The 14,514-nt window shown below is 61.1% G+C and carries 15 protein-coding genes; 5 read left to right on the top strand and 10 right to left on the bottom strand.

Annotation, left to right across the window (positions count from 1 at the left end):
* Positions 1-76 precede the first annotated feature (76 nt).
* Genes K288_RS0108235 through pdhA form a run of 4 tightly spaced genes read right to left on the bottom strand, consistent with a single transcriptional unit; the run spans position 77 to position 3,301 of the window.
* Complete coding sequence (locus K288_RS0108235) at positions 77-529, bottom strand: nucleoside deaminase (RefSeq protein WP_027579101.1); 453 nt, start codon at positions 527-529, stop codon at positions 77-79.
* A 2-nt stretch (positions 530-531) separates the two neighbouring features.
* Entirely contained in the window at positions 532-837 is a 306-nt protein-coding gene (locus K288_RS0108240) for a DUF5076 domain-containing protein (RefSeq protein ID WP_027579102.1), read from the bottom strand.
* A gap of 3 nt (positions 838-840) precedes the next feature.
* Positions 841-2,241 (bottom strand): pyruvate dehydrogenase complex E1 component subunit beta, encoded by a 1,401-nt coding sequence (locus K288_RS0108245; RefSeq protein ID WP_027579103.1) that lies wholly within the window; start codon positions 2,239-2,241, stop codon positions 841-843.
* A 37-nt stretch (positions 2,242-2,278) separates the two neighbouring features.
* Positions 2,279-3,301 (bottom strand): pyruvate dehydrogenase (acetyl-transferring) E1 component subunit alpha, encoded by a 1,023-nt coding sequence (pdhA, locus tag K288_RS0108250; RefSeq protein ID WP_027579104.1) that lies wholly within the window; start codon positions 3,299-3,301, stop codon positions 2,279-2,281.
* Between pdhA and K288_RS53555 the strand changes: the two genes are divergently transcribed.
* Positions 3,300-3,461, top strand: a complete 162-nt coding sequence (locus K288_RS53555) for a hypothetical protein (protein ID WP_160168950.1) — start codon at positions 3,300-3,302, stop codon at positions 3,459-3,461. The genes pdhA and K288_RS53555 overlap by 2 nt on opposite strands.
* A gap of 41 nt (positions 3,462-3,502) precedes the next feature.
* On the opposite strand, the gene adh is transcribed toward K288_RS53555, so the two are convergent.
* Positions 3,503-4,954 (bottom strand): aldehyde dehydrogenase, encoded by a 1,452-nt coding sequence (gene adh, locus K288_RS0108255; RefSeq protein WP_027579105.1) that lies wholly within the window; start codon positions 4,952-4,954, stop codon positions 3,503-3,505.
* Positions 4,955-5,276: 322 nt separating this feature from the next.
* On the opposite strand from adh, the gene K288_RS0108260 reads away from it, so the two are divergent.
* Positions 5,277-5,750, top strand: a complete 474-nt coding sequence (locus tag K288_RS0108260) for a VOC family protein (RefSeq protein WP_027579106.1) — start codon at positions 5,277-5,279, stop codon at positions 5,748-5,750.
* A gap of 87 nt (positions 5,751-5,837) precedes the next feature.
* Here the strand turns inward: K288_RS0108260 and K288_RS0108265 are convergent, their stop codons facing one another.
* From K288_RS0108265 to K288_RS55505, 4 genes are read right to left on the bottom strand one after another with little or no spacing between them, the layout of a single operon-like run.
* Positions 5,838-6,209: a cupin domain-containing protein gene (locus tag K288_RS0108265; RefSeq protein ID WP_027579107.1), complete on the bottom strand. Its 372-nt coding sequence runs from the start codon at positions 6,207-6,209 to the stop codon at positions 5,838-5,840.
* A gap of 60 nt (positions 6,210-6,269) precedes the next feature.
* Positions 6,270-6,665, bottom strand: coding sequence for a VOC family protein (locus K288_RS0108270; protein WP_027579108.1), 396 nt, complete (start codon positions 6,663-6,665; stop codon positions 6,270-6,272).
* Positions 6,662-6,970, bottom strand: coding sequence for a helix-turn-helix domain-containing protein (locus K288_RS0108275; RefSeq protein WP_027579109.1), 309 nt, complete (start codon positions 6,968-6,970; stop codon positions 6,662-6,664). Before K288_RS0108275 ends, K288_RS0108270 begins: the two co-directional genes overlap by 4 nt.
* Positions 6,971-7,001: 31 nt before the next feature.
* Positions 7,002-7,124 carry a hypothetical protein gene (locus K288_RS55505; protein ID WP_256378816.1) on the bottom strand — a complete coding sequence of 41 codons (123 nt, stop codon included), beginning with the start codon at positions 7,122-7,124 and terminating at the stop codon, positions 7,002-7,004.
* 51 nt (positions 7,125-7,175) lie between these two features.
* Between K288_RS55505 and K288_RS0108285 the strand changes: the two genes are divergently transcribed.
* On the top strand, positions 7,176-10,034 hold the full coding sequence (locus K288_RS0108285; RefSeq protein WP_027579110.1) for a winged helix-turn-helix domain-containing protein: 2,859 nt from the start codon (positions 7,176-7,178) through the stop codon (positions 10,032-10,034).
* 194 nt (positions 10,035-10,228) lie between these two features.
* Here the strand turns inward: K288_RS0108285 and K288_RS0108290 are convergent, their stop codons facing one another.
* Positions 10,229-11,029 (bottom strand): type 1 glutamine amidotransferase domain-containing protein, encoded by an 801-nt coding sequence (locus tag K288_RS0108290; protein WP_027579111.1) that lies wholly within the window; start codon positions 11,027-11,029, stop codon positions 10,229-10,231.
* A 513-nt stretch (positions 11,030-11,542) separates the two neighbouring features.
* Here K288_RS0108290 and K288_RS45025 point away from each other — a divergent pair.
* Together K288_RS45025 and K288_RS0108300 are read left to right on the top strand one after the other, a co-directional pair.
* Complete coding sequence (locus tag K288_RS45025; RefSeq protein ID WP_152535436.1) at positions 11,543-13,495, top strand: peptidase M4; 1,953 nt, start codon at positions 11,543-11,545, stop codon at positions 13,493-13,495.
* Between the two features lies 1 nt (position 13,496).
* Entirely contained in the window at positions 13,497-14,510 is a 1,014-nt protein-coding gene (locus K288_RS0108300) for a M12 family metallopeptidase (protein WP_027579112.1), read from the top strand.
* Positions 14,511-14,514: the final 4 nt, after the last annotated feature.

Genomic DNA, 14,514 nt, shown 5'->3' on the forward strand with positions numbered 1-14,514 from the left:
TTTTGCATGGCGGCGTCCGTCGCGTGAGGAAGCCAGCCGGAATCATCTGGGCGGATCGGTGTGGGCAGAAGACGCCTCAATTGCCGATATCGCCCTGCCAGGTGCGCTCGTTGGCGGGATCCGAGCGCCAGTTCTTCATCATGTCGATCGACCTGACGTCGGCGAGATCGATGAAGGGGATGCCGAACTGCGTCAGGATGTCCTTGCTGCCCGGAAACGTCACGGACTCCCCGATGACCAGGAGCTTCAGCTTGAACAATCCGACCGCGCCGGCGCACATCGAGCACGGCGACAGCGTCGTGTACATGACCGTATCGTGGAACGACATCAGGCCGGCGTCGCGCAGGCACGACATCTCGCCGTGCAGGATGACGTTCTTCTCCTGCATCCGCCGGTTATGGCCGCGTGCGATGATCTTGTTGTCCCGCGTCAGCACCGCGCCGATCGGCAAACCGCCCTCGGCGATGCCGACCTCCGCCTCGCGGATCGCTTCCGCCATGAAGTCGTAGTGGTATTGCTCGATCGTCACGATCAATGCCCCTGTTTCGATCGCGGCGTGGTGCTGCCCGGATCGGTCGGCCGCGCGACCTCAGCTTCGAACATGTCGACGATGCGCGCGAGCGCCTCTTCTTCGGTGTACTCGCTCTCGCGCGCATAGGCGCGCGCGGCATGGCGGGCGATGTCGACCAGCATCAGGCCCCACATGTCCGGCTCCTCGAAGGCACGCTGGAAGGCGATGGAAAGCCCGCCGTCGACGACAAAGGCGCGCAGCACCTCGATCGCGTCGTCGCGACCCATCACGTCAGGCGGTAACGGCTGTTCCTGCGGGCCCGCCATGTGTCACCGGTAACAAACGGCTTTGGCGGCTTCCACCACCTCGGCGACTGAAGGCAACGCCATCTTCTCCAGATTGGCTGCGTAGGGCATCGGCACGTCCTTGCCGGATACGCGCGCGACCGGCGCGTCCAGGTAATCGAAAGCATGCTCCATGATGCGGGCCGCGACCTCGGCGCCAACACCGCTCTGCTGCCAGCCCTCCTCGACCGTCACCGCGCGGCCGGTCTTCTGGATCGACGCCACGATGGTCTCGGTGTCCATCGGGCGCAGCGTGCGCAGGTCGATCACCTCGGCCTCGATGCCTTCCTTGGCGAGTTCGTCGGCCGCCTTCAGCGAATAGGTCATGCCGTTGGACCAGGAGATGATCGTCACGTGCTGGCCCTTGCGCGCGACACGCGCCTTGCCGATCGGCACGATGTAGTCGTCGAGCTTCGGCACCTCGCCGAAATGGCCGTACAGCACCTCGTTCTCGAGGAAGATCACCGGATTGGGATCGCGGATGGCGGCCTTCAGCAGGCCCTTGTAGTCGGCAGCCGAGAACGGCGCGATCACCTTCAGGCCTGGGATGTGCGAGTACCAGGACGAATAGTCCTGGCTGTGCTGGGCGGCGACGCGGGCCGCGGCGCCGTTCGGCCCACGGAACACGATCGAGCAGCCCATCTGGCCGCCCGACATATAGAGCGTCTTGGCGGCGGAGTTGATCAGTTGGTCCATCGCCTGCATGGCGAAGTTGAAGGTCATGAACTCGACGATCGGCTTGAGGCCTGCCATCGCGGCGCCGATGCCGATGCCGGCAAAGCCGTGCTCGGTGATCGGTGTGTCGATCACGCGCCTGGCGCCAAACTCCTGCAACAGCCCCTGGCTCACCTTGTACGCGCCCTGATATTCGGCGACTTCCTCGCCCATCAGGAAGACATCCGGATCGCGCCGCATCTCTTCGGCCATGGCGTCGCGCAAGGCTTCGCGGATGGTCTGCGTGATCATCTCGGTGCCGGCGGGCACCTCCGGCTCGGGCTCGCTGACGGCCGTCGGCGCGGCCGGCACTTTCTCCTCTGCCTTCGGCGCAGGCGCTTCGGCCTTGGCCTGTGCGGGAGGCGCGGACTCGGCGGCTTTCTCCTGCTTGGCCGGGCTTATGACCTTGGCAAGATCGGCGGCGCTTTCGCCATCGGCCAGGATAGTTGCGATCGGCGTGTTAACGGCGACGTCGGCGGTGCCTTCCGGGATCAGGATCTTGCCGAGCGTGCCCTCATCGGTCGCCTCGACCTCCATGGTGGCTTTGTCGGTCTCGATCTCGGCGATGACGTCGCCCGACTTGATCGGTTCGCCTTCCTTCTTCAGCCATTTGGCGAGGTTGCCCTTCTCCATCGTGGGAGACAGCGCAGGCATGAGGACTTGAATGGGCATATCGGCTCCCGGATACTCTTTCGTATTCAGTCTGCGCTTAGCGGTAGACGTCGGTGTAGAGCTCGGACGGATCGGGCTCGGGATCGTGCTGGGCAAAATCGGCGGCGGCATTGACGATATCGCGCACCGCAGCATCGATCGACTTCAAATCCTGCTCGCTGACGTCGGCGGCAAGCAGGCGGTTGCGGACCTGTTCGATCGGGTCATGCTCGTGGCGGACCTTCTCCACCTCCTCACGGGTCCGGTACTTGGCCGGATCGGACATCGAGTGGCCTCGATAGCGGTAGGTCTGCATCTCCAGGATATAGGGGCCCTTGCCGGCGCGGCACCAGGCGACGGCCTCGTCGCCCGCAGCCTTCACCGCGCGCACGTCCATGCCGTCGACCTGCCGGCCCGGGATGTTGAAGGAAACGCCGCGCTTGGAGAAATCGGTCTGCGCCGAGGAGCGCGTCACCGAAGTGCCCATGGCGTAGCGGTTGTTCTCGATGACATAGACCACCGGCAGCTTCCACAGCTCGGCCATGTTGAAGCTTTCATAGACCTGGCCCTGGTTAGCGGCGCCGTCGCCGAAATAGGCCAGGCTCACGAAATCGTTTTCGCGGTAGCGGTTGGCGAAGGCGAGACCGGTGCCGAGCGAGACCTGCGCGCCGACGATGCCGTGGCCGCCGTAGAAATGCTCAGCCACGCTGAACATGTGCATGGAGCCGCCCTTGCCCTTGGAATAGCCGCCGCGGCGTCCGGTCAGCTCGGCCATCACACCCTTGGCATCCATGCCGCAGGCGAGCATGTGCCCATGGTCCCGGTAGCCGGTGATGACCTGGTCACCCTTCTTCAGGGTCATCTGCATGCCGACGACGACGGCCTCCTGGCCGATATAGAGATGGCAGAAGCCGCCGATCGCGCCCATGCCGTAGAGCTGGCCGGCCTTCTCCTCGAAGCGCCGAATCAGCAGCATGTCGCGCAGTGCCTTGAGTTCCTGCTCCTTGGTGAATTCCGGCGGGGAGCCGTCCCCCTTCTCCTGCCCTGCTTCCTTTGTGACGCTTTTCTTGGGTGCGGCCATGGCATTTCCGGATGAGAGGGATGATTTGGCCCTCTCTATCCCAACTCAAACGGCCGGGGAAGGATTGCGTGCGCTGGATGGAATATTGCTATGCCGCAGTGCAGCGCAGATGAAAATATTGCTAACGATTGATGCGATTGTTCGGAATTTCATTGCGTGACAACGGCGCGACACAGGCCGCGCCGTCGTCACCTCACCGTCTCAGAAGAAGCCGAGCTTCTTGGGGCTGTAGCTGACCAGTAGATTCTTGGTCTGCTGGTAGTGGTCGAGCATCATCTTGTGGGTCTCGCGGCCGATGCCCGACTGCTTGTAGCCGCCGAACGCCGCATGCGCCGGATAGGCGTGGTAGCAGTTGGTCCATACGCGGCCGGCCTGGATCGCCCGCCCAAACCGGTAGCAGCGGTTGGCATCGCGGCTCCAGACCCCGGCGCCAAGGCCGTAGAGCGTGTCGTTGGCGATGGCGAGCGCCTCGTCATCGGTCTTGAACGTGGTCACGGACACAACCGGGCCGAATATCTCCTCCTGGAAGATCCGCATCCGGTTGTTGCCCTCGAATACGGTGGGCTGAACGTAGAAACCGCCTTCGAGATCGCCGCCAAGCATGGCCCGCGCACCGCCGGCCAGGAGCTTGGCTCCTTCCTTGTTGCCAATATCGATGTAGGAGAGAATTTTCTCGAGCTGCTCGTTCGACGCTTGGGCGCCGATCATGGTGGCGGGATTGCGCGGGTCGCCCTGCTCGATCGCCGCGACGCGCTTCAGCGCCTTCTCCATGAAGCGCTCATAGATCGATTCCTGCACCAACGCCCGGCTCGGACAGGTGCAGACCTCGCCCTGGTTCAGCGCGAACATCACAAAGCCCTCGACCGCCTTGTCGAGGAAATCGTCGTCTTCCGCCGCCACGTCCTTGAAGAAGATGTTCGGCGACTTGCCGCCGAGCTCGAGCGTGACCGGGATCAGGTTATGACTGGCATATTGCATGATCAGCCGGCCTGTCGTGGTTTCACCTGTGAACGCGATCTTGGCGATGCGCGGGCTCGACGCCAGCGGCTTGCCGGCCTCTAACCCGAAGCCGTTGACGATGTTGAGGACGCCGGGTGGCAGCAGGTCGGCAACGAGCTCAATCCACACCATGATCGAGGCCGGAGTCTGCTCGGCGGGCTTCAGCACCACGCAATTGCCGGCGGCAAGCGCAGGCGCGAGCTTCCAGCACGCCATCAGAAGCGGGAAGTTCCACGGGATGATCTGGCCGACCACGCCAAGCGGCTCGTGAAAATGATAGGCCACCGTGTCGTGGTCGATCTCGGCGAGACTCCCCTCCTGCGCGCGTACGACGCCGGCGAAGTAGCGGAAATGGTCGATCGCGAGCCGCTCCAGGTTCTCCTCCATGCGATCGGCGATCCGGTTGAGAATGTTGGCTCGCTCCACGACGCTGGCGCGTCCCCAAGCGTCCTTGGCGGCATGCGCAGCATCGAGCGCGAGCTCGATGTCCTGCGCTTCCGAGCGCGCGATCTTGCAGACCACCTTGCCGGTCACCGGCGAAGGGTTGTCGAAATACTTGCCCGACTGTGGCGCGATCCATTTGCCGCCAATGAAATTGTCATAGCGCTCTGCAAACGGGTTAGTCGATGTCGTGAGGAATTCAGGCTTGTTCATGCTTCACTCCCGCTGTTGTTTGATTGCTGACCGTCGCCGACTTGTTCCGGGCGATGGCGCGAAAAACATGTCGGGCGGAAGCAAGGATGTCAGCGGGGTGACATCAGAACGCGGCGCCGACCTGTCGCAGATTTGCGACACTCACAGCGCAGGACCGCAGCGTTTCTGACCCGAAGCTGACAGCGATGCTGCGATAAGTTGGCCACCGTGGTGATGGCTAGGCAACGACATCCAGCCGGAGTACATCGACAGCGCTGCCTAATCTCAATAGGGAGCCGATGGGACATGGGCTTGATTTGGCCCGGAACCGAAAGGACTAGCAATGGCAAAGAACACGATTTGCCTCTGGTACGATAAGGACGCCGAGGCTGCTGCCCGTTTCTACGCGGAGACCTTCCCCGACAGCGTAGTGGGCGCCGTCCACCGTGCACCTAGTGACTACCCATCCGGCAAAGCCGGTGATGTGCTGACGGTCGAGTTCACGGTTGCCGGCGTTCCCTGTCTCGGCCTCAACGGGGGTCCGGCATTCAAACATAACGAAGCCTTCTCGTTCCAGATCGCCACCGACGATCAGGACGAGACCGACCGCTATTGGAACGCGATCGTCGACAACGGCGGACAGGAAAGCGCGTGCGGCTGGTGCAAAGACAAATGGGGCATCTCCTGGCAAATCACGCCGCGCGTGCTGACCGAGGCGTTAGCGGCTGGCGGTGATGAAGCAAAGCGCGCATTCGAGGCGATGATGGATATGAAGAAGATAGACGTCGCCACGATCAAGGCGGCGCGGCGCGGCTGACGTTGCGCTTTCAGGCACTCCGATTCCCGTAGCGAAGACCCGTGCAGCGGCCGTATCTTGTTCGGATGCCAACTGCGCCAATTAACCTCATGCCTCCGCTGTGTAGGAGCGTCCAGGTTCGAGCGCGTAGATGGTCAGAAAACGGAGCGGGCGTTCCGCGTCACAATTGCGAAAGAGTGTGTGTGGAATATCGGCGCGATCCTGCAAGGTGTCGCCCGCTCGGTACTGTCGTGGATCATCGCTGCCATAAGCTGACTCCGCAACACCTTCGATGATGAAGACCACTCCCCCAACGGGATGTCGGTGAAGCGGAGCTGCGCCGCCGGGTGGATAGGTCACCTCGACCACGACGAGCTCCCGATCATCGCCGAGCAGTGGAAGGCGTTCGAGCACCTTACGTGTGACACCCGCAAACCCGGCTTGTGGGGCGCTTGGCCGACCGTCGATACCTTCACCCATTGGACACTCCTTCCGAGCCTTAGCCGATATGCGAGACAACGAGGCGGACGTTGCCCGCCCTCACTTTCCTCGCAGCATTTCGACGAGCTGAATGAGATTGCCGCAGGTATCATCAAAGACAGCCATTCTGACGGTGCCTGCATCCATCGGCTGTACTGTGAATTCGACACCAAGGTCGCGCAACCTCTCGAATTCCTTTTCGAGATCATCCACTTGGAAGGACGCTGCAGGAATCCCGTCATTCACGAGCGAAGATTTGTATGGCCCAACGGCAGGGTGCTCGCTCGGCTCAAGCAGGAGCTCGGTTCCTTCCGGTGCCTCCTTCGACACAACAGTCAACCAGCGATGAGCCCCAAGCGGGATATCGTGCTTGATGATGAAGCCCAGCTTCTGCGTGTAGAAATCCAAGGCTTTGGCCTGATCGTCAACAAAGACGCTCATGACATAGATCCTCATGCTCCACTCCCTTTTTTCAGATGCTTGTTGAGCCAGGCATCGACTGCCTTCCGCAGTGGCGCAGTGTCGAAGCTATGCATCTTGGTGCGCCCGCTCCAATGCGTCTGGACAAGCCCGGCCCTCTCCAGCATTTCGAGGTGCTGCGAAATCGTTTGTCGCGACAGGCTTCTGCCATCCTCTGCAACCGACGAAGCGCAGATCTCAAACAAGGACTGCCCGGGACGCTTCGCCAAGCGATCAAGGATGCGGCGACGCACGGGATCGCCGAGCGCCTTGAAGACGTTGTCGAGCTGGTCGTCGTCCATCCAAATCAAAATGCAGTAATTTTACTGCATGTCAACGGCGCGTCACCAGGGAGCAGCGCCGCATGCGGCGACCAAAAGCCGCAACGTCCGTTCCCTGCTCGATCTGCTCGCCGCCCGGCGGCTTGTGACGGCCGCCGACGAGCAGCATATTCACTTAGACCCCTGTTGTGATCGTGAAAAGAATGGGGCAACACGTCGGGGATCAATGGATAATTCGAGCGGTGTAGTGAGAAATGAACTCGTACTTTCGTTCGGTCCGTTTCGCCTGATTCCGAACCGCCAGTTGCTCATGCGCAGCGACCGACCCGTCAAACTTGGGGGAAGGTCGTTCGAGTTGCTTCATCTATTGGCGCAACGGAGCGGTCAGTTGGTGAGCAAGGACGAACTGATGGCCGCCGCCTGGCCAGACACGTTCGTTCATGACAGCAATTTGAAGGTCAACATGAGCAGTCTGCGCCGCTCCTTGGGCGACACGCAGACGCCACCGAGCTACGTGGCGACCGTCGCAGGCCGAGGCTATCGGTTCGTGGCACCTGTCGAAATAAGCACCGCTGAGTTCACCGATGGGGGCATTCCTGCGAAGTCCTCGGAGTTGCCCGGACTTCCTCTTCAACGCGACATAGTCGGCCGTGACGTCGAGATCGCGAACATTCTAGCTGGCTTGCGTAACGAACAGCACGTCACTGTGGTCGGCGCCGGCGGGATCGGCAAGACGACCGTGGCTGTCGCCGTGGCCCGAACTTTCAAATCGAATTGTCCGGACGGCGTCTGCTTTGTAGATCTTTCAACGGTTGACGATCCGGCGCAGGTTCCCTTTGCCTTGGCTGGAGCGATGGGAATACGCGGCAATCCCGGCGATACCCTCGCCGCTGTGATCGACTACCTCCGGCAGCGGCGGATGCTCGTCGTCCTTGACAACTGCGAACATGTGTTGCCGGGCGCGGCGATTTTTGCGGACAAGCTTGCGGCCGACAGGGGGAAATCGAGGCTTCTCGCCACGAGCCGCGAACCGCTCGACACATCCGCCGAGCATATTTTCTGGCTCGACTCGCTGGCCTTCCCCGATTCCGGCGAAATTCTGACCGCCACCGAGGCTTTGCGCTTTCCCGCCGCGGAGCTGTTTGCTCGCCGGGCATCGGAGTGGGCTGGGTATGATCTTGTCGATGCCGATTGCGCGGCAATTGTGCAGACATGCCGTTCACTCGACGGATTGCCTCTGGCCATCGAACTGGCCGCCGCCAAGCTGGAACATCACAAAGCACAAGACGTGCTTTCGATGCTGGATCAACATCTAAGCTTTCGAAGTCCACACTCTGGAATTGCGCCGCCACGCCAGGAGACGCTGCTGGCTACGATCGACTGGAGCTTCCAGCTTCTATCGCAGAGCGAGGCCACAGTTTTACGCCTCGTATCGGTGTTTGCCGAGGCGTTCGAACTGGAAGATGTCGTAGCCGTTGCCGCTGCGGCCGAATTGACGCCGGCCAATGTCACCACCGGACTGGGCGGCCTCGTCGCCAAATCCCTTGTGACAGCTCAAGTGAATGGAGCCGGGCTAAGGTACCGGCTTCTCGACAGCACGCGGCGCTACGCGATCAAGAGACGGCAGGAGGATCCGGTCGACACACGGGCGCTGCATTGTCACGCCCACCGGATACTCGACTTGCTCGAACAGTCCGAAGGAGAATGGGACTGGCGCGAGACGAACGATTGGTCGGGCCGATACCGAAGCCGTCTTGCCGACCTGCGAGCCGCTTTGTCATGGGCCTTCGGCGAAGGGGGTGAAACCGAGCTCGGTGTCCGGCTCACGGTGGCAGCCATCCCGCTATGGTCCGAGGTTTCGTTGATAGCGGAGGCGCAGGAACGGGTAGAATTGGCTCTAAGAATGGCCGAAACCATTCCGTGTGATGATCTGCTGAAGGCGAAGTTGGCCTGCTCCCGAGCCTGGAGCCTGTTCTACGCGCGCAAGCTTCTAAACGAGAACGAAGACGCCTGGCTCGCCGCAATCGCATTCGCCGAGCGTGCCGGCAACCTGGACTATCGGCTGCGATCGCTGGTGGGTCTTTCATTCTACCTGCTGCAGATCGGGCAAACAGCGCGGGCGATCAAATGTCTCGAGGAGGTCGGTGAATTATCCAGACGTCACCATTGGTCAGCCGCACCCGAAGGTGATCGCGCGCTGGCCTGGGCAAGGGCCCAAACGGGAGAATTGAGGGAAAGCCGGCAAGTCCTCGATCGCCTTGCGGCGACGTATTCGCGTCCCCATGGGCGGGCGCGCGTGGCAGGCCTTGAGGTCTACCGCTACATCGCTACCCGCTGTTATCTGCCCTTCGTCGCGTGGATGAACGGCCATGTGGATTACGCGGCGGCGGCGGCACAGGACGCGGTTGAGACCGCAGCCAGCGTTGGAAATCTGATCTACCAATCAAATGCGCTAGGATTGGCCGCCCTGCCAGTATCGCTATGGAATGGCGACATGGCTGCGCTTGAGCGCTACACCGCTCGATTGCGGTCCAACCTCCAGCGCGAGAATATCGCGCGCTGGGTCCCGGTTCAGCGCTACTTCGCGGCCGCACTTCGAGATTTGAAGGGCGAGCAAGACGCTGTGCGCGAACTGCGCGCTTCGACCGATGAATTGATCGAATGCCGCTACTTCATGCGCATTGGAATGTATCTCGGGCATCTCGCGAACGTGCTCGCTCTCCGCGGGCGGATCGATGAAGCCAGCGATACGATAGCCATGGCCCTGCACTATCAGACGCAACAGGAAGAACGTTGGTGTCGATCCGAACTGCAGCGGATCGAAGCCTCGATCCTGTATCTTGCCGGTCACCACAGCAGTGCGGAACGCCTGCTCCGGAGTGCGCTGGAGGAGGCACGGGCCATTGGAGCTGCCTCGTTCGAGTTGCGCATCGCCAGCGACCTGGCCGCCCATTACATCAATTCCGATCGCTATGACGACGCGGAGCGGCTGCTTCGGCCGGTCTACCAGAGTTTCAGCGAGGGCTTCACGACGAAAGACCTGGTCACGGCTTCACAACTTCTGCAACGCGCAAACGCTGCCTAGAGCATGATCCGGAAAAGTGGAGACCGGTTTTCCCGCGCGACAAACGCGAAGCGTTTGCGCGGAGATCATGCTCAAACAAGGAGCTGGAGCGGGATGACGATTCGAAGAAAAGTCATCGCGCACTAGCGGATCATCGCGGGTCGAGCAAAGCAGGCGGATTTCATTCCCCTGCCCGCTCGACCCCCAAATCGGGCTCACGCGCTTGCGAACGCGCGGTCCAACGCCTGGACCAACTTGGCTCCGACCAGGTGGTCGGACCGAGGATTCTGGCCGGTGATAAGTTCGCGATCCTCAATCACATGCGGCTCGAAGTCGATCGCCGTGATGGTCACCACACCACCCGCCGTCTGCAATGCGTCGACCACGTGAAAATACATTTCGGCATGGAGGATATTGTCCTCGATCACTTTCTCCTCGCTATTGGAGAAGATCGTCATCTTATATCCGGCATACTGCCATCCCTTCGCCAGCGCCGCCGCTTTCGCCGTGTCCCCGGCGATCAGAGCCGCGCGGAACTCGCGCGCCGCCGGCATAGCTGCTGCAAGCGCAATCGGGCCATGGCAAAGCAAGGCTGTAAGCTTGGCATGAGCGTGAAAGAAACGCAGGATCTCGCCGACGTCAGGGTCCTGCATGAGATCGACCACCGGCGCCTGCCCGCCGGGTACGAAGACCGCGGCGTAATTTTCCAATCCGTCGTCGATCACTGAACGCAGTGTGCGTACCTGGTTCATCGCGGGATCGCCGGCGAAGAATGCCTCCGCGCGATCAAATGCGGCCTGATCGCCGCCGAAATGCTCCGCCGCGCGCGAGGCCTCGTCGATATGCGGCTTGGAACCGTTGGGAGTTGCGAGCACGACATCATAGCCGGCCTCGATGACCGCCAGGACCGGGATGACGGTTTCGTTGAGGTACTGGCCCGTGTTTCCTGTCCCGCCGCCCCGCACTTCAATCTTGGTTGCGTTAGAACCGATCACCAGCACTTTTCCCTTGCTCATGAAGGCCTCCTGTCTTGTCGGCATGCGTGCGCGAACACCCGCGACGGAACGTCGTGGTTGAGCGCTTAGCCGGTTTCTGATCGAGCTTGGTTTTCTTGAGATCGACGATGAAGCCCACCGTCCCGCGTGTTCAATGAAGTTCTACCATACGTCGTGGGAAGTGGCCGGTAAAAAGATGTAAAACAACCGGCCGCTGCGCTGACAAATCCGCTGCGCGGCAAGTTGTCCTCATGCTTGCATGAGTGAACTAGCACACACACCGGTTGCGGATCGTGTAGTAAAAATACACGCGCCGTTTTTCGGCGTACGGCATGGATAACGGTTTGATCATGCCGGTGTGCCCATCGAGGCCGATGACGCAAACACTTGCAACATAGCCATCAGGTGACACGGGAGTGAAATAGACGGTCAAAGAAAGGACGACTGACCGTCTGTCAGATGAAAAAGTTTATTTGGCCCGACGCTCACGCATGATCGGGCCTCACCAGTTCATTTGTGCCGGGGAGTCGTTTTGTGGACAGTACGACGAAGCCGACTCTGCATGATACCTTGAGGCCCAATGTGGCGTCGTCTCGCTCTGAGGGCCGCAAGGTACAGGGCGCTCTGGCTGCATCGGCCAACTACTTTGTTGTGGATCCGGTTTTTCTGGCCACTGCTTCGGTGCAGCCGTATCAACGGGCGCACCACGATCCAATCTGTCGGCCGCTTAGAATCTACACACTCGATCCAACGGCAAGTCGCCTGGATGGTGCGGTGGCGACGATAAATGTCCCATTCGAACAATTGAGCTCGGGCCCGGTGGGCAGCATCCTGGAAGTGGTCGATTGGGACCAAACGACCGGGCAGTTCAATAAGCCGGTGGATTTGGACAATCCTCGCATCCTGATGGAGAGCGGCCGAGTCCCCTCGCCGTCCGACCCCATGTTCCGGCAACAAATGGTCTACGCGGTCTGCGCATCCACCTACTATGCCTTCCGCCGGGCGCTCGGCCGCGATCCGTGCTGGGGCTTCCATGCCAAGCCTGGCCAGGCTTATCCAAAGCTCAGGATTCGACCGCAGGCGTTCTGCGACCGCAACGCCTACTACGATTCATCAGCAGGTGAGCTGAAGTTCGGATACTTCAGTGCCGATGGTGACGTCCAGGGGCGAAACCGCCCCCACGGCCGGGTCTTCACCAGCCTTTCACACGACATCATCGTGCACGAAATGACGCACGCGCTGTTGGATGGCCTCCGGACGCGCTTTCGGCTGCCGACCCACCCGGATGTCCCGGCCTTCCACGAGGGATTTGCCGACCTTGTGGCAATCCTCACGCACTTCTCCCATTCGGATGTCGTTCGTGCCGCGATCGAGCGGTCGGGCGCCAAGCTTGAGACCGATGCGCTGCTCCTGTCACTCGCTTCTCAATTTGGACACACCACGGGTTCCGACGGACCGTTACGATCGGCGATCACTCTCGCCGGTCCCGGGCAGCACGAGGAAGGCAGCATCGAACTGTACGAAACGGCCGGAGACGAGCCGCACAAGCGCGGTTCGCTTCTGGTCACCGCGATGTTCGAAGCATTCGCAACGGTACTGCGGCGGAAGACGAAACGGTACCTTCGCCTGGCGCGTCTGGCTCCCGGCGAAGCTCCCGGTCCGGAGCTCACCCAGATCCTCGCGGATCAGGCGAGCACATTGGCATCGCAGTTTCTTTCAATTTGCATACGCGCCATCGACTACTGCCCGCCGTTCGACCTGCGTCTTGGCGAATATCTGCGAGCCGTGATCACTGCGGATTTCGATCTCGTTCAAGACGATCCCTTCGGCTATCGCGAGGCCATCATCGATGCGTTCGCGCGCCGCCACATCTATGCCGATGACGTGCCGGACCTCGCGGAGGATTCTCTGCTGTGGCGACCGCCGGACAAAAAGATGGAGCCGATCGAAGCCCTGCACTTCAGGGAGATGCAGTTCGCCGGCGATCCGGGACGAGCAGCCGATGAGACCGAGCTGCGACGCCAGGCCGAGGCGCTTGGAGCCTATGTCATGCGGCCGGAATACACGCATGCGTTCGGCTGTGCCTTGCCGGGCGACATCCAGTTGAATGGCGATCACGTCGATCCGGCCGTTGTTGGCTCTGTTCGATCCCTTCGACGTATCGGCCCCGACGGGCAGATCACCTTCGATACAGTCGCCGAGATCACGCAGCGGCGCTGGTGCAAGCAGAGCTCTAAAGGAATAAGTGAAGTTTTCGGCGGCTCTACCGTCATCCTGGGCCCGGATGGGCAGGTTCGCTACGTGATCCGCAAAAGCGTTACGGATCGACGCCGAATACAGGCACAAGCAGACTATCTTGACAGCAAAGGCGGCTCGAAGGGGTGGACGAAACGCGGAATGCGCCGTCACCTGCCACGATCGAGCAAGTGCCATCTCTTCCAGCAGAACGTCGACGACACCAGCAAGCAGCAACGAGGAGGAGGATAATATGTGCGACAGCGACCAGAAACTCCGCCAGGCCTTGACGAAGATCGCGGAGGTGGCTCGGGCGGCCGTGGATGGCGGTCCGTATACGGACGAAGACGATAGCAAACCGCATGGCGAGACGACGCGAGGTTCGCATACCCACGCCCACGCGGGTGGGAAAAACGCGCACTGTTCGATCAAGCAACTGCCCGATCGTCTGGTCGAGAAGGCCGCAAGAACCGCACGATCAATCAATCCCGTGAACGGAGTTGGCTTCGGCCCGATCAGCGCTGTGGCGCGCGGTCTGGTGCTCGATCCGGCAGCGATTTCAGTTCTGGTCAGCAAGTATTGGGGCCCGCAGCAGCGGCAACTCACGGTCAGCTTCCTGGATGGCGGACCAAGTGATCTGCGCCGCCGGATCATTCAGCATATGAATGCCTGGAACCAAACCGCCGGCATCTCGTTCGTGGAGACCCGCGGCGTCGGGAAGGTGCGCATCTCGCGGAATCAGGCTGGATATTGGTCCTATCTCGGCACCGACATCCTGCATATCCCCAATAATCGGCCGACGCTGAACCTTCAGGGTTTCACGATGAACACGAGCGAAAGCGAATTCCATCGTGTGGTTCGTCATGAGGCCGGCCATACGCTCGGCTTCCCGCATGAGCACATGCGCGAGGAGCTGGTTGCCCGCATAGACCCGGAGAAGGCATACGATTTCTTCCTGCGCACACAGGGTTGGTCTCGCCAGATGGTGGACCAGCAGGTGCTGACACCGCTCAGCCAGGATTCGATCATGGGCACCCCGTCGGACGAGGACTCGATCATGTGCTACCAGCTTCCGGGATCGATTACGAAATCCGGCGAGCCGATCCGGGGAGGCATAGACATCAACGCCACGGACTACGCGTTCGCCGGGCGGATCTACCCGAAGGTGTCGGCAGAGCGGGCCCCCTCGATCCAGGTTGAGATGGGCACCGCCGACGAATGGTCGCCGTCGGAAGACGTGGAAGTGGACGAGGAACCGGTGCAGTAACGCT

It is taken from the genome of Bradyrhizobium sp. Ai1a-2, from assembly GCF_000426245.1.
GTDB lineage: Bacteria > Pseudomonadota > Alphaproteobacteria > Rhizobiales > Xanthobacteraceae > Bradyrhizobium.